Consider the following 18724-nt stretch of genomic DNA (forward strand, 5'->3'; position numbering starts at 1 on the left):
TATTTTGTCACACCCACGGCGATAATGAAGCTATCTGGTGTAATATCCCTGCGTTGATCCACTTAGATGGTTAAAAAAGGACCCATTCAGATGCTTTTTATGCTGAAAAAGTATATTGGCGGGATGATGCTGCCACTGCCGCTCCTGCTTTTACTGACGGGGCTAGGATTATTCCTGGTTTGGTTTACGCGTTTTCAAAAGACGGGCAAAACGGCAATCACGGTTGGCTGGCTCCTGTTATTGCTATTAAGCCTGCAGCCCGTTGCCGATGGGTTACTTAAACCGATTGAAGATAAATATCCCACCTGGCGCGGTGAGCAACGCGTTGAATATATCGTGGTACTGGGCGGCGGATACACCTGGAACCCGCACTGGGCGCCCAGCTCAAACCTTATAAATAATAGTCTGCCGCGCCTGAATGAAGGGATTCGACTGTGGCAGGCCAATCCGGGATCTAAAATGATCTTCACTGGAGCACGCGCGTTGACCAACCCGGTCAGCACCGGTGAAGCCGGCGCACGCGTGGCGGAGAGCCTCGGCGTGCCGCGAAACGACATTATCGTCCTTGATACACCGAAAGATACCGAGGAAGAAGCCGCCGCAGTGAAGGCCGCAATTGGCGATGCACCGTTCCTGCTGGTAACCTCCGCCTCGCATCTGCCACGCGCAATGATTTTCTTCCAGCATGCGGGGCTGCATCCCCTTCCCGCCCCCGCCAACCAGTTGGCGATCGAATCGCCGCTCAACCCATGGGAGAAAGCGATCCCGTCCCCGGTCTGGCTGATGCACAGCGATCGCGTCGGCTATGAAACGCTTGGGCGACTCTGGCAGTGGCTGAAAGGCATTTCAGGAGAGCCAGGGAAGGAGTGATTTCGCCGCCAGATCGAAATTCGCGCGATTAAACCGCCCGGTGTTCACCAACTGGGCGACTTCATCCCACATCAGGTAAAGCCAGCGCCGCCAGAGGAACGATTCCGCCACCGGTGCGCGCTGAAGATAGCGCCACAGTAGCCCTTCCGCATGACCGCTTTCGGTCAGGCGAAACAGTTCAAACTCGCGTGGCGCCCACAACATCGCCCCGGGGCCTACCATCGCCAGCAACTGATCGCTGCGTGCATCCTTCAACATGCTGCGTAACGTAAAATTACCGTGGATCAACACACAGTTATCGTTAAACCCCTCGAACAGCGCAGGCAGGCACTCGCGGGTACGAAACAGAATACGTTTATCCTGCATCGTTAAACCCGTGTTGTGGTAAAGATTCAGGGTACCCCACAGCACTTCAACGCGCTGGCGGTACCAGTATGGCCATAGATTTTCCTGAGTACTGTCGACAAACCCGACCAGTCCGCCGCTATCGTGACGGTGCCAGGCCAGCAAACCTTCAACAATCTGATCTTTTAGCTGTTCCCAACGTTCCGGAGTACGGGCTGGCGCTTCGACCGGAACGCCGCGCAGGCGTTCGAGCAGGAGGACGTCCGGGCCGGGATGTTCTTCGTGGGTCATGACGCCGTAAACGATGGGCATTCGCACCGTGCCGCTGCGGGCGAGCATGGAGATTTTCCATGCCAGCTGACGGGCAAGGCCGGGTGTAGTGAAGCTTCTGGCGAGTAAAGGTAGCGGATTGCCGTGGGCGTCATACAGTGACCACAGCGCGGTATCAGCCTTCTCGCTGATACATTCCACCCGACTGAGTTTTTCCCCCAGAAGGTGGCTTAGTTCGGCGCGCAGTTGTTCCATTTCAGTTTGCCCCCATAAAAGCTACTGCTTTTATAATGAGCAAATGCAAGACAGATGTCACCGGATTAGATCAAAACCGTTACAGAAAACAGAAGAATACGTAGCGCTAAAGAGCCCCCGCGGACGCAGGGGCGAGAGGATTACTTCATTTCCGCGCGTACGCGCTCCAGATCTTCCGGCGTATCGACGCCCGTACCCGGCACTTCCTCAGCAACAGCAACGTGAATTTTTTCGCCGTACCACAGCACGCGCAACTGTTCGAGCATTTCAATCTGCTCAAGCGGACTTGGTGCCCAGCCGACGTAGCGACGAATAAACCCGGCACGATAGCCATAGATTCCAATGTGACGAAGCAGAGAATCGCCTACCGTTTCACGGCTTTTCGCAAAGCGGTCGCGATCCCACGGGATGGTGGCGCGAGAGAAATAGAGCGCATAGCCCTCTTTATCCATCACCACTTTTACCGCATTCGGATTAAACGCTTCTTCCGCGTTGTCGATAGGTACCGCAAGTGTGGCCATACCGGCTTTGCTGGCGGCGAGGTTCTCTGCCACCTGACGAATGATGACCGCCGGGATCATCGGCTCATCACCCTGCACGTTCACGACGATAGTGTCATCGCTGAAACCGCATTTCTCGACCACTTCCGCCAGACGCTCGGTACCAGACTGATGGTCGGCACGGGTCATGCACACTTCACCGCCCGCCGCTTCTACGGCTTTCGCCACATCGGCATGGTCAGTCGCCACAATGATACGATCGGCGCCCGATTCACGCGCGCGTTCCAGCACGTGTACAATCATCGGCTTGCCATTGATATCCTGCAGCGGTTTACCTGGCAGACGTGTGGAAGCGAATCGCGCCGGGATAATAACGACAAAACTCATGGTCTGCTCTCTTCTGCCGCCAGCGGGCGGGCTTCATGTTCTAACAAAACCGGGATCCCATCGCGGAACGGGAACGCCAGGTTATCAATCTTGCAAATCAGTTCCTGCTTATCCTGGCTGTAGTAGAGTTTGCCGTTACAAATTGGGCAGGCGATAATTTCTAATAAACGGTGATCCATGGTTCCTCCTGATGCACCGGGTAGGCCTCGATGCAGCATATCATAGTGCCATCTCAGGCAACGTCAATTTCCCAGCCATCCCGCTGATGCAAAAAGAGCTTTTCCGGTAGCCGTTGCAGACGGATCCGGTTAGCGCCTTGCCAACGGGCAAAATCATTCAGCGCCTGTTTCAGGCCTTTCTCAAGCGAGGCGCTCACGCGTGTGCCCTCTTCCAGATAAAGCGCGATAACCTCCAGCACACCCTCTTTGCGGTGCATTTTGCTATCGATACGCCCTACCAGCTTACCCTGATGCAACAGCGGCAACACGAAATAGCCGTACTGACGTCTGGGCGCCGGGGTATAACACTCCAGCCGATAGGAAAAATCAAAAAATTGCTCCGCGCGTTTACGATCCCACACGACAGGGTCGAAAGGAGAAAGCACCGCACTGTGCGTGGCGTTAAGTTTGCCTTCTGCCGCCAGCGCCAATTGAGGCAGCAGATCGGTATGCACCCACATCTCACCCAGTTGCTCAACCCGTACGGGTACCACCTGCTGAGTGTCCTGCCAGCGTTTGAGCAACGCGGGGAGATTGGGCTGTCGCAGACGATAGTAATCCGCCAGCCACTGTGGACGGAATATCCCCAGACTACGCGCGCTATTTTCCAGCATCAACGCTTCCGCGTCATTCTGCGAGAGCGCATGCAGTTCATCCTGCCAGCCTGGCATAACGCGATGAGTGAGGTCGTAGACGCGCTGAAAGTTGCGCCGCTCCACCACCATCACTTTGCCTGCGGTAAACAACCCTTCCAGATGACGTTTGTGCGGTTTCCATTCCCACCAGCCGCTTGCGCCTTTGCGCGGGTGAACAAAATCCGCAGAACGCACCGGGCCATTTTCAGCAATATGCGCGATAAGCGAGTCAATTTCGTCGGCATGTTCGGCCATCCATTCCGGATGGTATTTCCAGCCCATATTGTGCGGCGAGAGCATTTTGTGACGAACAAGCGGGAAATCGGATCGCGGTAAAAAACAGGCTTCGTGCGCCCAGTACTCCATCAGTTCACCCCGCACCATCGCGTCATCCAGCCAGTGTTGCGGATAGGAGCCGAGGCGACTGAAGAGAACAAGGTAGGGGCTGCGGGCGACGACGTTAATGGTATCGATTTGCAGCAGCGACATGCGCTGAATAGTCGCGAGAATATCCGCCGGTTTCGCCTGACGCCGTGGGCGTTTGAGTAACCCCTGCGCAGCAAGATGGAGATGGCGCGCGGCGCTGAGGGTCAAGTGCAACTCTGACATGTCACATCCCCATGTTCCGCTCCCGCGCCTTACCGTTTCGGTTATTGTTGCGCCAGAGCGACCAGTTCCTGAAGTAAACGTTGCGCCCGCTCGCCGCTCAGTTCGGCATCAACCGGCAGATACCACCAGTTGGACTTAGCAAACGCGCGGCATTTCACCGCATCCTTTTCGGTCATGATGAGCGTTTGCCCCGGCGCAGTTAGCGCTTCGACATCCGCGAGCGTCAGCGCCTGATGGTCAGCCAGCGCAACGGTTTTGATCGGTTGCAGACCGCTATTTTCAAGCGTGGCGAAGAAACGTGGAGGATGGCCAATACCGGCCATCGCCACCACATTATGCAGTTCAGGAAGCGCCAGACGTTCGCCGGTCAAGAGATTGACCGCCAGGCCAGGCTGTAGGCGCATCGGGATTTCTCCTGCCAGCGCTTTACCGCCATTGGTAACGATCGCATCGACCGATTTTAGTCGAGACACCCGTTCGCGCATCGGCCCGGCGGGTAGCCACCAGCCATTGCCAAAACGACGTACACCATCAATAACCACAATCTCTTTATCACGCGCCAGGCGATAATGCTGCAGACCGTCGTCGGTGATGATGAGTTGCAATGGATGTGCGGCAAGAAGGGCTTTGACCGCGTCTGTACGGATGGGCGATACCGCCACCGGCGCGCCCGTTCGCTGGAAAATAAGTACCGGTTCATCACCGGCCTGAGCGGTAGTGGTGTCACGATCCAGCAGCAACGGATACGTTTCCGCCTTGCCGCCATAACCACGAGAGACCACACCCACGCAAATCCCCTGCTGCTGGAGCTTTTCGACCAGCCAAATCACCACCGGCGTTTTCCCGTTTCCGCCTGCCGTCAGGTTACCGACAACGACAACCGGTACCGGTGCATGCCAGGCCTTTTTAAGGCCCAGCTTATAGCTCAGTCGGATAAGCCCGCTCACCAGGCCGTAAAGCCAGGAGAGCGGCAACAGCAACAACCAGAGCGGTGATTCGCCCGACCAGATGCGCGCTATCATTCGCCAAATTGCATCTTGTGCAGCTGTGCGTAGACGCCACGATGAGCCAGTAGATCCGCATGGCTACCGCGTTCAACGATGCGACCATCTTCCACCACCACAATTTCGTCCGCCTGTTCGATAGTCGACAGACGGTGCGCAATCACCAGTGACGTACGGTTTTTCTGTAGCTCATCTAGCGCAGACTGAATCGCGCGTTCTGATTCCGTATCCAGCGCAGAGGTCGCTTCGTCAAGAATCAGGATGGGGCTATCACGCAGCAGCGCACGGGCAATCGCAATACGCTGACGCTGGCCGCCGGAGAGCAGGACGCCGTTTTCACCGATAATCGTATCCAGCCCCTGATCCATCTTATTGATAAAGTCCATGGCGTAGGCCATTTCCGCGGCTTTTTCGATCTGCTCGCGGCTGAACTCTTCGGTACGCGCATAAGCAATGTTATTGGCAACGGTATCGTTGAACAGGTGTACGTTTTGCGATACCAGCGCAACCTGATTACGCAGTGACGTGAGGGTGTATTCCCGCAAATCGTGACCATCGAGCAAAATTTCACCCTGCTCAATATCGTAAAAGCGGGTAATCAGGCTCGCGATGGTTGATTTACCGGAACCCGAACGCCCTACCAGCGCCACCGTCTTCCCTGCCGGAATAGACAGGTTAATATCACGCAACGCAGGCATTTCACGCCCAGGGTAGGTAAAGGTGACATTTCGGAATTCAAGGTCACCTTTCGCGCGTTCAACGACACGCGTACCTTCGTCTTTTTCCTGTTCACTGTCGAGGATAGCAAACAGCGTCTGGCAAGCAGCCATCCCACGCTGGAACTGTGCGTTGACGTTAGTCAGCGATTTCAGTGGGCGCATCAGGGCAATCATGGATGAGAAGACCACGGTGATCGTACCGGCGGTCAGGGTTTCCATAACGCTTGGGAAGCTTGCGGCATACAGGACAAAAGCCAGCGCCAGAGAAGCAATCAGCTGAATGATCGGGTCAGAGATAGAGGATGCAGAAACCATTTTCATGCCCTGCAGACGCATCTTATTGCTGACTTTATCGAAACGCTTGGTCTCAACCTGCTGACCACCGAAAATCAGCACCTCTTTGTGCCCTTTCAGCATCTGCTCTGCACTGGTGGTCACCTGCCCCATCGTGTTTTGCATATTTTTACTGATGTTACGGAAGCGCTTAGAAACCACACGGATAGCAATTGACACAATCGGCGCCAGCACGATGAGGATCAGCGACAGCTGCCAACTGTAGTAGAACATCATGATGAACAGACCGATGATCGACGCCCCTTCACGCACAACGGTAATCAGCGCACTGGAAGAAGACGATGCAACCTGCTCAGAGTCGTAAGTAATACGAGAAAGCAGCGTACCGGTGGATTGTTTATCGAAGAAGGAGACGGGCATTCCCATCATGTGACTGAATAAGCGGCGACGCACGGTCATTACGACCTTGCCGGAAACCCAGGAGATGCAATAACTGGAGATATAACTGGTGATGCCCCTGAGGATCATCAGACCAATTACCACCAATGGCATCCATAACAGCACTGACCTGTCCGTTTTACCAAAACCATCATCCAGTAATGGTTTGAGGAGCGATAGCATAAAGGTATCGCTGGCTGCGTTGAAGATTAACGCAACCGCAGCCACAATCAGCCCCGCTTTAAATGGCGCAATAGTCGGCCAGAGTCGGCGGAAGGTCTGCCACGTGGAGAGATCTTTGTCGTTCTGCATTCAAAAAACCAGCTTATGTTGAAATAGCCGCATATTCTACCCGTTATCCTGCCCCTCGCCAAACCACTGATGATACCAACGAGGTAAAAGTTGATCGCGTAAGCCTTCTATTTTCCACTTATTGCTGAAAAACGTGACCGTAATCTGCCCCTGATGCGGGGTGTCAAACCATGCATAATTATGCTGTTGATAGCGCGCCTTTACTTTCGCCGAAGGCAGGCGCCACGCGTTATAGCGGGATGCGGAAGCCAATGCTGCCTGCCCGTTTACCTGCTGTAATAATGCGATGCCTGACGAGGTGTTACTGCCATGATGCGGCACCTGAATAATTGTAGACGCAAGATACTGCCAGTAATGACTTTGCATGGCCATTTCCGCCGATAGTTCGATATCACCCGTCAACAGAACGCTGTTTTTACCATCATCGACTCGAACTACACAGGAGCCATTGTTGCCGGTTTGTCTGTTGCCTGATAACGGCCAGAGCACCCGAAATGATAATCCCTGCCATTGCCAGGCCTCACCTCGAAAACAGCGCCTGTGCCCTTGCCAGCCCAGAGGGCTACGCACCCAGCTTTCTGGCCAGGCATTGTGAAGGCTGTCGAAACCGCCCCGATGATCAAGGTGCTCATGGCTCAGGATGATCCCTTCAGGGGTTAAATTGTGCCAGCGTAGCCAGGGAATGAGCAGTTGCGTTCCGCTATCGCCCCCCGGCCACGCGAGCCCGGTATCATAGACAATTGCTTTATCATGCCGCGAGATAACAACGGAAAGCCCCTGTCCCACGTCCAGCATGGTGACCTGCCAACGGTCGTCAGGCGACGACCGCCACAGAGGAAAAGTGAGCATGGTAAATCCGGACAGATAGACCGCCGGAAATGACCACCAGCCGCCAAAACGCCACACAATAATCATCATCCACGGAATGAGCGTCGCCCATGCCCAACGCGAGTCCACACCCAGCCAGCCGTTAGGCAGAATACGCAGATAGGCGAACACCCATCCCATCACCGTATCAGCACTAAACCAGATGACCGACTCCAGTGCTGCAGGCCCACTCAGATGAATAAACATGGCCAGCAGCACCAGCGGTACGACCACAAACGTCACCACCGGTACCGCCAGCAGATTCGCCAGCAGAGAGGTGGTGCTGACGCCATGAAACATCAGCACCTGTAATGGCGTTAGCAATAGCATCAACCCTAACTGCAGGTAGAGTATTTCCTTTACAAAACGCACTGGCGCCTGCCCTTTCCAGCGTGGCGGAGGCACCCACTGGTACCAGAAAATGAGCGTAGCTACCGCGAAGGCAGAAAGCCAGAGGCTGTCGGACAGCACCGCTAGCGGATCAATGAATACGATAGCAGCGATGCAGCACAGCCAGACATCCCAGGCGCACCATCGCCGGGCCGAAAGTCGCAGCAGTGTCCAGATCCCTCCTGCCACCACCGTACGCACCGCTGGTGGCTGTAGCCCGGTGAGCCAGGCATACAGAAAGCTACAAACCAGTGCACCAACCAGCGGGAGTCGCCAGTTGATATAGCGACAGGGCAGGAAAAACTGTAATGCGCGGATAAGCAACCAACCCAGTGATGCCCCCAGCGCAATATGTAACCCGGAAATCGCCATCAGATGCGAAGTGCCGGTTTGCTGCATCAGCCTTTTTATTTCCGGGTCAACGTGCAAACGCTCGCCTGGCCCTAACGCCAGCAGTACATCGCGCCATTGATAGTCCGCAAGAGAAGCCTGTAATGACGCGAGAAACTGCGCACGCAGGCTACACGTGAGATCCAGCGGCGTTGCAGCAATAAATCGTCCGGTAAGCGGCTGATGCTGCGCCAGCGCGTAGCGCTGAGAATCAAAGCCACCGTCATTAAGCTGACCATGCACCGCACGAGCGCGAATTGTCATCGCCCAGCGCTGACCCGCGCAGGGTGGCTGTGGCAGATAGTTGCCATACAGCGTGATAACGGGCGTCGGGAAAAGCCGCTGGCCGTTAAAACGGATAATATTCCCCTGGTGTGTGGTTTGCCCGTCAGTCTGGCTGAGCACAATCTCAACGGACTGATTTTTCCCGGCAATACGCAGCGCAGGCAATTGCACCTGCCAGGCTGCCAGCACGCCCCAGCAAAAAAGGAGTCCGAGGATACACACAATCCGTATTCCCCGTTTCGGGCAAATAAACGCTAACAGGCTAAGAGCAACAATTACAGCTTTAATGACCGACAACGACGGAAGCACAGGCAGCCAAAGTAATGGGCTCACACCGAGAATCACGCAGCAGGCAAACAATGGGACACGCATCAACACCTCCTTGTTGTGCCGAGTGTCGCGCGAGACTCATTTCTTGTCGTGGGGCAAAAGAAGAAGTATCGAGGCGTCTTCCAGACAATTATGTGTTTGCAGCAAACGGGAAAACGTTTTGCGAGGAGAATTCAGAAAGCGAGGAAAGTGAGAGCGATGTTATTAGTATGCGAGAAATGAAAAAAAGCACCCGTAGGTGCTTTTTCGCAATTAAGTCAGACCGTTATCGAACGGCATAACTCAATCGTAAATATTGGCGCGATCGCGCAGTTCTTTACCCGGCTTAAAGTGCGGCACATATTTGCCTTCAAGTTCCACTTTATCGCCAGTCTTCGGGTTACGCCCGGTACGTGGTGCTCGATAGTGCAGGGAGAAGCTGCCGAAACCGCGGATTTCAATGCGCTCACCCTGTGCGAGGGTTGAGGCCATATGCTCCAGCATCTCTTTTACCGCATCTTCCACTGCTTTTGCAGGGATATGGGATTGCTGGCTGGCAAGTCTTTCAATCAATTCTGACTTGGTCATGATTCCTCCGGTTTCCTGTCCAGGAAAATTAGCTAACAGCTTAAACAAGGGCGGCCGTAGCCGCCCTTTGTGCTTGATTACAGAACGAAAACCGTAATCTGTCAAGTAATCTCATGATTCTTCGGCTGATAATCAGACCGAAGAGTAAGAGAATTACTCGCCTTTAGCTGCTTTGAATGCTTCAGCCATTGCGTTGGAGAAGTTGCCGTCTTCCTGTTTGTTGTTAACAGTAGCGATTGCATCTTTCTCGTCAGCTTCGTCTTTAGCACGTACAGACAGGCTGATTGCACGGTTTTTGCGGTCAACACCGGTGAATTTAGCTTCAACGTCGTCGCCAACGCTCAGAACCAGAGTTGCATCTTCAACGCGGTCACGGGATGCTTCAGAAGCACGCAGGTAACCTTCAACGCCGTCAGCCAGTTCTACGGTTGCGCCTTTCGCGTCAACTGCAGTCACTTTACCGTTTACGATAGCGCCTTTCTTGTTCAGAGCAACCCAGTTGTTGAACGGATCTTCTGCGAGCTGTTTAACGCCCAGGGAGATACGTTCACGTTCTGCGTCAACCTGCAGTACAACTGCTGCGATTTCGTCGCCTTTTTTGTATTCACGTACTGCTTCTTCGCCTGCAACGTTCCAGGAGATGTCAGACAGGTGAACCAGGCCATCGATGCCGCCGTCCAGGCCGATGAAGATACCGAAGTCAGTGATAGACTTGATTTTACCTTCAACACGGTCACCCTTGTTGTGGGTTTCCGCAAACTGCTGCCATGGGTTGTTTTTGCACTGTTTCAGGCCCAGGGAGATACGACGACGTTCTTCGTCGATATCCAGAACCATAACTTCCACTACGTCGCCAACGTTAACAACTTTGGACGGGTGGATGTTTTTGTTGGTCCAATCCATTTCGGAAACGTGAACCAGGCCTTCAACGCCTTCTTCGATTTCAACGAAGCAGCCGTAGTCGGTCAGGTTGGTTACGCGACCGGTCAGTTTAGTACCTTCCGGATAACGTTTAGCGATAGCTACCCACGGATCTTCGCCCAGCTGTTTCAGGCCCAGAGATACACGGGTACGTTCGCGGTCGAACTTCAGCACTTTAACAGTGATTTCGTCGCCAACGTTTACGATTTCGCTCGGATGCTTAACGCGTTTCCATGCCATGTCGGTGATGTGCAGCAGGCCGTCAACGCCACCCAGATCAACGAATGCACCGTAGTCAGTGAGGTTCTTAACGATACCTTTAACTTCCATGCCTTCCTGCAGGTTTTCCAGCAGCTGATCGCGTTCTGCGCTGTTTTCGGATTCGATAACGGCACGACGGGAAACAACGACGTTGTTACGTTTCTGATCAAGCTTGATTACTTTGAACTCAAGCTCTTTGCCTTCCAGGTGCAGAGTATCGCGAACCGGACGAACGTCTACCAGGGAACCCGGCAGGAACGCACGAATACCGTTCAGCTCAACAGTGAAGCCACCTTTAACTTTGCCGTTGATAACACCGGTAACAGTTTCAGCTTCTTCGTATGCTTTTTCCAGCGTGATCCAGGCTTCGTGACGCTTAGCTTTCTCACGGGACAGCAGGGTTTCACCGAAGCCGTCTTCTACTGCATCCAGAGCAACGTCAACTTCGTCACCAACCTGGATTTCCAGTTCGCCAGCTGCGTTTTTGAACTGTTCTGCCGGAATAGCAGACTCAGATTTCAGGCCCGCATCAACCAGAACGACGTCTTTGTCGATAGAGACAACAACGCCACGAACGATGGAACCCGGGCGGGTTTCGATTTCTTTTAAGGATTCTTCAAAGAGTTGAGCAAAAGATTCAGTCATGTTTAATCTTCAGGTTTCATATTTAACGTCCACCTGGCTCCGTGCCGGATGGGGTTGTTTAACATACCCGCTGTCAATCCATTGCAACGGGGGTACTGCAAATTCGGTCGCGTATTAAGCGAGAGCCAACTTTTGGCGCGCGTATTGTAGCGCTTTTTCAATCACTTGCTCAATGCTTAAGGTGGTGGAATCCAACACTAAAGCATCAGCAGCCGGAACCAGCGGCGCCACGGCGCGGTTGCGATCGCGGTCGTCTCGTTCCTGTATCTCGGCCAAAAGGCGTTCAAAGTTAACACTAAAGCCCTTTTCCTGCAACTGTAGCATGCGGCGGTTGGCACGCTCTTCCGATGAGGCATCGAGGAAAATTTTGACTGGCGCATCAGGGAATACCACCGTCCCCATATCACGGCCATCGGCGATTAATCCCGGTGCTTCACGAAACGCACGCTGGCGGCGCAGAAGCGCTTCGCGAACGCGCGGAAAAGCCGCTACTTGTGATGCTGCATTCGCCACGTCCTGAGTGCGGATTTCACCGCTAACATCTTCCCCTTCCAGGATGACTTCCAGATTGCCTTCCGTTGAGACAAAACGCACATCCAGGTGAGCGGCCAGCGGAACCAGCGCATCCTCCGACGTCACGTCGACGTGGTGATGTAACGCGGCCAGTGCCAGAACACGATAGATGGCTCCCGAGTCCAATAAATGCCACTGTAAAGCCTCAGCCATCGCTTTACACAGGGTGCCTTTACCCGCACCGCTTGGTCCATCAATTGTGATTACCGGGGCAACTGCCGTCATCTTTATCTCCTTCAACACAAGGCGTATAGAACCTAAACGCGCGCATTATACGCATGTCTACGCCTGACAGTTACCTTTGTCTGCGAAATACGGAAATAACGCCAATAATGGTGGGAATAGTGAACAATAATTATAGCGGGCTGGCGCACGGCCAGCCCGAAAGATGACAATGTTTTACTTTTTGTCTGAAGCGATACGTTCGCGGATATGCTGCGCACGTTCAGTTGAAGGCGGATGGGAATCAAACATCGATTTGGTATGTCCGGCGTCCATACTCGCCAGCTTGTCGAAGCTGCCGACCAGGCCCTGGGTTCTGATACCGCGTTTTTTCAGCAAATCGTAGGAGAAGTCATCGGCTTCAGACTCTTTATCGCGCGAGTATTTCGCATTGATAGCACCTTCCGCGATATCGCCAAGCTGAGAACGAGAGAGCTGAGCTGCCACACCGCTGGTTGCCGAGATAGCATCACGCGCGGCAACGACCGCATAAGACGCTTTCATTTCAGCCAGTGAGTGACCGAGCGCCACGTGGCCCAGTTCATGACCGAGAACGCCTTCGATTTCGTTGTCATTCATCATATCCATCAGGCCGCTATACACACGCACACAGCCGTTAGCCATCGCCCAGGCATTCACATCACTGGTCATGTAAACCTTATAGTTAACCGGCGTGCCGTTGATATTATTGCCCAGCGCTTTGGCGATTTTCGCCAGACGTTTGCTGTATTTGCTGGATGCGCCAGCCATTTGGTTCTGGCTATCCAGCTCCTGGCACCCCTGATTGGCGATGGCTTTGGCATCTGCATCTGTCAGGGTTGCTGCTTTATAAGCTGACATACCTGAACTGATCGCCATGTTGGTGTCGATACCGTGGGTATTTTTACAGCCGCTGAGCAGCGTCGCGGAGACTGCCAGCGCCAGTAAAAGTTGAGTATTCTTCATGTGAATCATCCATTGATTATGTATAAATTATCTAAATATCAATAAGTTAAAAAGGAAACCAAGGTTATCACTACGAGGAACACGCAGAAAGTCCGAAAAAAAACGCCGACACAAGGTCGGCGTTTTATTATTACGATTTCAATTAAGCTAGCGTACTAATACGCGCCAGCTGTTCGAAATAGTCCGGGAAGGTCTTCGCCGTACATTTCGGGTCAAGGATGGTTACCGGCGTATCAGACAGCGCCACCAGCGAGAAGCACATCGCCATGCGGTGATCGTTGTAGGTGCCAATGTCAGCAAACTGCAGTTTTGCCGGCGGCGTGACGCGAATGTAATCTTCGCCCTCTTCCACTTCCGCACCCACTTTGCGCAGCTCCGTCGCCATCGCAAACAGACGATCGGTCTCTTTCACGCGCCAGTTGTAAATATTACGTAACGTAGTGGTGCCTTTAGCGAACAACGCGGCCGTAGCAATAGTCATCGCAGCGTCGGGAATATGGTTCATGTCCATATCAATGGCATTCAGTTCGCCACGGGTACAGGCAATATAGTCATCGCCCCAGGTGATGGTCGCGCCCATTTTTTCCAGCACGTCAGCAAAGCGGATATCGCCCTGCACGCTGTTACGACCAATACCTGTTACCTTCACGGTACCGCCACGGATTGCCCCCGCGGCCAGGAAATAGGACGCGGACGAGGCATCTCCTTCCACCAGATACTGGCCCGGAGAGTGATACTGTTGACCGCCGCGCACGACAAAGCGCTGATAATGTTGGTTTTCAACCTCAACACCAAACGTTTTCATCAGGTGCAGGGTGATGTCGATGTACGGTTTAGAAACCAGATCGCCTTTGATGGTGATAATGGTGTCCTTCGGTGCCAGCGGCGCGGTCATCAGCAATGCCGTCAGGAACTGGCTCGAAACAGTACCGTCAACCTCAACGTTGCCGCCGCTAAACCCGCCCTGTAAACGCAGCGGTGGATAGTTTTCCTGTTCGAGATAGGTAATTTGTGCCCCACCCTGACGTAGCGCGTCAACCAGGTGCCCAATCGGACGCTCTTTCATGCGCGGTTCGCCGGTCAGCACGATATCGTTATGACCCAGGCAGAGCGCCGCCGCCAGAGGGCGCATCGCCGTGCCGGCGTTCCCGAGGAATAATTCCAGTGATTCATTAGCCTGCAATGGACCTGCGTTACCCGTGACTTCGCAGCGGGTGCGATCGGCAGACAGGGTGTAGTGAATTCCCAGCGCACTCAGCGCATTTAGCATGTGGCGAACATCGTCGCTGTCCAGCAGGTTTGTCAGGACAGTGGTGCCGCGTGCTAAAGCTGCCAGCAGCAAGGCGCGGTTAGAGACACTTTTTGAACCAGGCAGGTTAATGGTGCCATCAACACGCGCAATGGGTTGTAACGTCAGGGATTCCATGAAACTCAACTCTCAAAATCGACAATAAAAACCCCTGCAGAGTGCTGCAGGGGATGAAAATGAAAAAATTAACCGTGGCGACGTTCGAAGTCTTGCATGAAATCGGTCAATGCCTGAACGCCTGCCAGCGGCATCGCGTTGTAGATTGACGCACGCATCCCGCCGACGACGCGGTGGCCTTTCAGCGAATGCAGACCTGCGGCAAAGGACTCTTCCAGGAAGACTTTATCCAGTGCGCTGTCCGCCAGCTGGAACGGAATGTTCATGCGAGAACGGTTAGACGCCGCAACATCGTTACGATAGAAATCGCTGTTGTCGATAACGCCGTACAGCAGTTCAGCTTTTTGCTGGTTGATGCGATCCATTGCCGCCACGCCGCCCTGCTCTTTCAGCCATTTGAATACCAGCCCCGCCAGATACCAGGCAAAGGTCGGCGGCGTGTTGAACATGGAGTCGTTCTCGTTCAGTACCGAGTAATCCAGAATGGACGGGCAAGCGATGTTGGCTTTGCCGAGCAGATCTTCACGCACAATCACCAGCGTCAGGCCTGCCGGGCCGATGTTTTTCTGCGCGCCTGCGTAAATCACGCCAAAGCGGCTGACGTCAATCGGGCGGGAAAGAATGGTCGAGGAGAAATCGGCGGCAACAACCACGTCTTTGCCGAAATTCGGGGTTTCATCAATGGCGATGCCATCAATGGTTTCATTCGGGCAATAGTGAAGGTATGCCGCATTGTCAGAGAGTTGCCATTCGCTCATCGGCTTCACGGCACGCTTCCCGTCAACGGTAATTTTGGCGTCAATCACATTTGGCGAGCAGTATTTCTTCGCTTCTTTTACCGCACTGGCAGCCCAGTAGCCGGCGTCAACGTAATCTGCGGTGGTTTTGTCCCCCAGAATATTCAGCGGAACGCCCGCGAACTGACCGCGACCACCGCCGTGACAGAACAACACTTTATAGTTGGAAGGGATATTGAGCAGGTCACGAAAATCCTTTTCTGCTTCTTCCGCCACGTGGATAAATTCTTTCCCACGGTGGCTGACTTCCATTACTGATGTACCCAATCCGTTCCAGTCGCGTAATTCGTGCTGCGCCTGTTTAAGGACATCTGCCGGTAGCATTGCCGGACCCGAACTGAAATTAAAGACCTGAGCCATTTCCCCTCACCACGTTGCAATGTTGTCTACCCGGGTGTGTTCACCCGGATATAAGTTATTCCTGTGGATATCGGTTTTATCATTCAGTGACACGCGCCGCAATGGGTAATACTGAGCGGCCAGAAAATGCGCTCTGAGTCACACAACAGAATATTCGGCATTGACGAGTGAAAATGGAGAAATCCGCTAGCCGGTGACGCGTTTCGCGCTGCTGGCCTTCGACCATTCTGGATTTGCACAGCGAGGACATAATTGATGTTCCCCGGCATTAAAATGAAAAATCGCGCTGCACCGAACGCAGGCGTAATCGGCGGCCTCGGGAATCGTGGTAAAGCGCGATATGCAGCTCGACGGTAAAATCACCAAACCGGCCTTCACATCATCATCGGGATAATAATAAATGCTGATTTGCCCGTTCGTCTCCATAATGGCCAACCGCACCTGCCCGAGATGCTCTACGCCGCCCAACCGCAGCTCCATAAAAAACTCAAATTCGGTCATGTTCTCGGATTGCAAACGCTCCCACGCAAGCTCCCCCTCTTCCACCACAACGAGCGGCTTTCCTTCCAGTAAATCTTCCAGTTTTTCGCTACGGGACATCAGCCACATCACCAGTCGATAAAGGGCGGCTAACGTGATAAAAACGACTAACACGGGGAGCATGGGCACATCGTCATAAAACGCCACATCGCCCGCGGCGGAGCCCAGCGTCAGGATGATAAGCACTTCAAACAGCGACATCTGCCGCACGCCGCGCCGACCGGTAATTTTCAGGAACAGGAAAACCAGAATAAATGTGTAGAGCGAACGCAGTGCCACTTCGCCGAGGAAATCCAGAGGAACTTTATCCAGAGCCATGCGATGGAGATCGAACGATTTCATTTTTATGCCTGTAACGATGTCATTGTCGTTAATCATAGACCAGCGCATTTAATTTATTATTGATTATCAATCGCGATAGATACATTCATCCAAACCCCGTATGATTGCGCGCTTTCCGTACGATAAAAACGAGACCGTCATGACGCAAACCTATATCCCCGGCAAAGATGCCGCACTGGAAGATTCCATCGCTCGCTTCCAGCAAAAACTGCTCGACCTGGGCTTTGACATCGAAGAGGCCTCATGGCTGAACCCGGTACCAAACGTCTGGTCGGTACATATTCGCGACAAAGCGTGTTCGCTGTGCTTTACCAACGGTAAAGGCGCAACCAAAAAAGCCGCGCTGGCGTCCGCGTTAGGGGAATATTTTGAGCGCCTGTCGACCAACTACTTCTTCGCCGATTTCTGGCTGGGCGAGAAAATCGCTAACGGCCCATTCGTGCATTATCCGAACGAAAAATGGTTCCCGATCCCGGAAGATGATGAGCTGCCGGAAGGTCTGCTCGATGCGCGTCTGCGCGCGTTCTACGATCCTGACGATCAGTTGACCGGCAGCCTGATGGTGGATCTGCAATCGGGCAATACCGATCGGGGTGTTTGCGGTCTGCCGTTTACTCGCCAGTCCGATGGCGAAACCATTTATATCCCGATGAATATCGTCGGCAATCTGTATGTTTCTAACGGTATGTCTGCAGGCAATACCGCTAATGAAGCGCGCGTACAGGGTCTGTCGGAAGTGTTTGAGCGTCATATTAAAAACCGCATCATCGCTGAGAGCATCAGCCTGCCGGAGATCCCAAAAGAGGTGATGGCACGCTATCCAGGCGTCGTGGCGTCTATCGAAAAACTGGAAGCGGAAGGGTTCCCTATTTTCGCTTACGACGGCTCTTTAGGGGGGAAATATCCGGTTATCTGCGTTGTACTGTTCAACCCGGCAAACGGAACCTGTTTCGCCTCCTTCGGCGCGCATCCGGACTTTGGTGTCGCACTTGAGCGTACCGTTACAGAACTGCTGCAGGGCCGAGGCCTGAAAGATCTGGATGTGTTCACACCGCCTACTTTTGATGATGAAGAAGTCGCCGAGCACGCCAACCTGGAAACTCACTTTATTGATTCCAGCGGTTTGATCTCCTGGGATCTCTTCAAACAGGATGCCGACTACCCGTTCGTGGACTGGAATTTCTCGGGAACGACCGAAGAAGAATTCGCGACGCTGATGGCGATTTTCAACGCGGAAGATAAAGAGGTTTACATCGCGGATTATGAGCATTTAGGCGTTTACGCCTGCCGTATCCTGGTGCCTGGAATGTCTGATATCTATCCAGCGGAAGATCTGTGGCTGGCGAATAATAATATGGGCAGTCATTTGCGCGAGACGATCCTGACCCTGCCAAACAGCGAGTGGGAAAAAGAAGAGTACCTGAATCTGATTGAACAGCTGGATGAAGAAGGTCTGGACGATTTCACCCGCGTGCGTGAACTGCTGGGCCTGGCAACGGGCAAAGACAACGGCTGGTATACCCTGCGCGTCGGCGAGCTGAAAGCGATGCTTGCCCTTGCGGGGGGCGATTTGGAACAGGCGCTTATCTGGACTGAGTGGACAATGGAATTCAACGCGTCAATCTTTAGTGCCGAGCGTGCCAATTATTACCGTTGCCTGCAAACCCTACTGCTGCTGTCTCAGGAAGAAGAACGCCAGCCGCTGCAATATCTGAACGCATTTATTCGTATGTACGGTGCTGAAGCCGTAGAGGCCGCCAGCGCGGCATTGAGCGGTGAAGCGCCGTTCTACGGTTTGCAGGCCGTTGATAACGACCTGACGGCCTTCCCGGCGCATCAGTCGTTGTTGGCAGCTTACGAAAAACTGCAGTGTGCAAAAGCTGCGTTTTGGTCAAAGCAGAGCTAAAAAGACCGGATAATAAGTAGGTTTAAAGATTACTCTACGCTATATTATGGGGCCGTTTAACGGCCCTTTTTTTTATTTTTAAAAAGACGTTAATTTATTTG

Annotated in this window: 16 protein-coding genes; 2 read left to right on the forward strand and 14 right to left on the reverse strand. The window is 53.4% G+C overall.

The window, feature by feature from the left end; all coding sequences use genetic code 11:
• Nucleotides 1-90 precede the first annotated feature (90 nt).
• On the forward strand, nucleotides 91-870 hold the full coding sequence (gene elyC / locus ACOXYR_RS13485) for an envelope biogenesis factor ElyC (RefSeq protein WP_421355562.1): 780 nt from the start codon (nucleotides 91-93) through the stop codon (nucleotides 868-870).
• On the opposite strand, the gene ACOXYR_RS13490 is transcribed toward elyC, so the two are convergent.
• From ACOXYR_RS13490 to ACOXYR_RS13555, 14 genes are all read right to left on the reverse strand, one after another.
• Nucleotides 847-1740: a YcbJ family phosphotransferase gene (locus tag ACOXYR_RS13490; protein ID WP_421355563.1), complete on the reverse strand. Its 894-nt coding sequence runs from the start codon at nucleotides 1738-1740 to the stop codon at nucleotides 847-849. The genes elyC and ACOXYR_RS13490 overlap by 24 nt on opposite strands.
• Nucleotides 1741-1880: 140 nt before the next feature.
• A complete protein-coding gene (gene kdsB / locus ACOXYR_RS13495; RefSeq protein WP_113857358.1) occupies nucleotides 1881-2627 on the reverse strand; it encodes a 3-deoxy-manno-octulosonate cytidylyltransferase in 747 nt (248 codons plus the stop codon).
• Entirely contained in the window at nucleotides 2624-2806 is a 183-nt protein-coding gene (gene ycaR, locus ACOXYR_RS13500; protein WP_108474581.1) for a protein YcaR, read from the reverse strand. Before ycaR ends, kdsB begins: the two co-directional genes overlap by 4 nt.
• A 53-nt stretch (nucleotides 2807-2859) precedes the next feature.
• The gene (locus ACOXYR_RS13505; RefSeq protein WP_350435746.1) at nucleotides 2860-4089 is read right to left on the reverse strand and encodes a winged helix-turn-helix domain-containing protein; all 1230 of its coding nucleotides are present in this window, start codon (nucleotides 4087-4089) and stop codon (nucleotides 2860-2862) included.
• 41 nt (nucleotides 4090-4130) lie between these two features.
• Complete coding sequence (lpxK, locus tag ACOXYR_RS13510; protein WP_421355564.1) at nucleotides 4131-5111, reverse strand: tetraacyldisaccharide 4'-kinase; 981 nt, start codon at nucleotides 5109-5111, stop codon at nucleotides 4131-4133.
• Nucleotides 5108-6856: a lipid A ABC transporter ATP-binding protein/permease MsbA gene (gene msbA / locus ACOXYR_RS13515; protein ID WP_113857361.1), complete on the reverse strand. Its 1749-nt coding sequence runs from the start codon at nucleotides 6854-6856 to the stop codon at nucleotides 5108-5110. The genes lpxK and msbA overlap by 4 nt, the downstream gene beginning before the upstream one ends.
• Nucleotides 6857-6892: 36 nt before the next feature.
• Nucleotides 6893-9160: a ComEC family protein gene (locus tag ACOXYR_RS13520; protein ID WP_421355565.1), complete on the reverse strand. Its 2268-nt coding sequence runs from the start codon at nucleotides 9158-9160 to the stop codon at nucleotides 6893-6895.
• 240 nt (nucleotides 9161-9400) lie between these two features.
• Nucleotides 9401-9685, reverse strand: a complete 285-nt coding sequence (ihfB, locus tag ACOXYR_RS13525; RefSeq protein ID WP_015965094.1) for an integration host factor subunit beta — start codon at nucleotides 9683-9685, stop codon at nucleotides 9401-9403.
• 153 nt (nucleotides 9686-9838) lie between these two features.
• Complete coding sequence (gene rpsA / locus ACOXYR_RS13530; protein WP_015965095.1) at nucleotides 9839-11512, reverse strand: 30S ribosomal protein S1; 1674 nt, start codon at nucleotides 11510-11512, stop codon at nucleotides 9839-9841.
• A 114-nt stretch (nucleotides 11513-11626) separates the two neighbouring features.
• Complete coding sequence (cmk, locus tag ACOXYR_RS13535) at nucleotides 11627-12310, reverse strand: (d)CMP kinase (protein WP_108474586.1); 684 nt, start codon at nucleotides 12308-12310, stop codon at nucleotides 11627-11629.
• Nucleotides 12311-12484: 174 nt separating this feature from the next.
• On the reverse strand, nucleotides 12485-13252 hold the full coding sequence (gene loiP / locus ACOXYR_RS13540) for a metalloprotease LoiP (protein WP_421355566.1): 768 nt from the start codon (nucleotides 13250-13252) through the stop codon (nucleotides 12485-12487).
• Nucleotides 13253-13394: 142 nt separating this feature from the next.
• Nucleotides 13395-14678: a 3-phosphoshikimate 1-carboxyvinyltransferase gene (aroA, locus tag ACOXYR_RS13545; protein ID WP_113857364.1), complete on the reverse strand. Its 1284-nt coding sequence runs from the start codon at nucleotides 14676-14678 to the stop codon at nucleotides 13395-13397.
• Between the two features lie 68 nt (nucleotides 14679-14746).
• Nucleotides 14747-15835, reverse strand: a complete 1089-nt coding sequence (serC, locus tag ACOXYR_RS13550) for a 3-phosphoserine/phosphohydroxythreonine transaminase (protein WP_421355567.1) — start codon at nucleotides 15833-15835, stop codon at nucleotides 14747-14749.
• Nucleotides 15836-16021: 186 nt separating this feature from the next.
• Nucleotides 16022-16717: a DUF421 domain-containing protein gene (locus ACOXYR_RS13555; RefSeq protein WP_108474590.1), complete on the reverse strand. Its 696-nt coding sequence runs from the start codon at nucleotides 16715-16717 to the stop codon at nucleotides 16022-16024.
• Between the two features lie 139 nt (nucleotides 16718-16856).
• Between ACOXYR_RS13555 and ycaO the strand changes: the two genes are divergently transcribed.
• Nucleotides 16857-18623 (forward strand): 30S ribosomal protein S12 methylthiotransferase accessory factor YcaO, encoded by a 1767-nt coding sequence (gene ycaO / locus ACOXYR_RS13560; protein ID WP_113857572.1) that lies wholly within the window; start codon nucleotides 16857-16859, stop codon nucleotides 18621-18623.
• Nucleotides 18624-18724 lie beyond the last annotated feature (101 nt).

The sequence above is a fragment of the Pseudocitrobacter faecalis genome (assembly GCF_965231525.1).
Taxonomy (GTDB): domain Bacteria; phylum Pseudomonadota; class Gammaproteobacteria; order Enterobacterales; family Enterobacteriaceae; genus Pseudocitrobacter; species Pseudocitrobacter faecalis.

Excerpts from the sequence above, each read along its gene's own strand:
- elyC (WP_421355562.1), top strand. The coding sequence starts at position 91 with ATGCTTTTTATGCTGAAAAAGTATATTGGCGGGATGATGCTGCCACTG.
- ACOXYR_RS13490 (WP_421355563.1), bottom strand. The coding sequence starts at position 1,740 with ATGGAACAACTGCGCGCCGAACTAAGCCACCTTCTGGGGGAAAAACTC.
- kdsB (WP_113857358.1), bottom strand. The coding sequence starts at position 2,627 with ATGAGTTTTGTCGTTATTATCCCGGCGCGATTCGCTTCCACACGTCTG.
- ycaR (WP_108474581.1), bottom strand. The coding sequence starts at position 2,806 with ATGGATCACCGTTTATTAGAAATTATCGCCTGCCCAATTTGTAACGGC.
- ACOXYR_RS13505 (WP_350435746.1), bottom strand. The coding sequence starts at position 4,089 with ATGTCAGAGTTGCACTTGACCCTCAGCGCCGCGCGCCATCTCCATCTT.
- lpxK (WP_421355564.1), bottom strand. The coding sequence starts at position 5,111 with ATGATAGCGCGCATCTGGTCGGGCGAATCACCGCTCTGGTTGTTGCTG.
- msbA (WP_113857361.1), bottom strand. The coding sequence starts at position 6,856 with ATGCAGAACGACAAAGATCTCTCCACGTGGCAGACCTTCCGCCGACTC.
- ACOXYR_RS13520 (WP_421355565.1), bottom strand. The coding sequence starts at position 9,160 with ATGCGTGTCCCATTGTTTGCCTGCTGCGTGATTCTCGGTGTGAGCCCA.
- ihfB (WP_015965094.1), bottom strand. The coding sequence starts at position 9,685 with ATGACCAAGTCAGAATTGATTGAAAGACTTGCCAGCCAGCAATCCCAT.
- rpsA (WP_015965095.1), bottom strand. The coding sequence starts at position 11,512 with ATGACTGAATCTTTTGCTCAACTCTTTGAAGAATCCTTAAAAGAAATC.
- cmk (WP_108474586.1), bottom strand. The coding sequence starts at position 12,310 with ATGACGGCAGTTGCCCCGGTAATCACAATTGATGGACCAAGCGGTGCG.
- loiP (WP_421355566.1), bottom strand. The coding sequence starts at position 13,252 with ATGAAGAATACTCAACTTTTACTGGCGCTGGCAGTCTCCGCGACGCTG.
- aroA (WP_113857364.1), bottom strand. The coding sequence starts at position 14,678 with ATGGAATCCCTGACGTTACAACCCATTGCGCGTGTTGATGGCACCATT.
- serC (WP_421355567.1), bottom strand. The coding sequence starts at position 15,835 with ATGGCTCAGGTCTTTAATTTCAGTTCGGGTCCGGCAATGCTACCGGCA.
- ACOXYR_RS13555 (WP_108474590.1), bottom strand. The coding sequence starts at position 16,717 with ATGAAATCGTTCGATCTCCATCGCATGGCTCTGGATAAAGTTCCTCTG.
- ycaO (WP_113857572.1), top strand. The coding sequence starts at position 16,857 with ATGACGCAAACCTATATCCCCGGCAAAGATGCCGCACTGGAAGATTCC.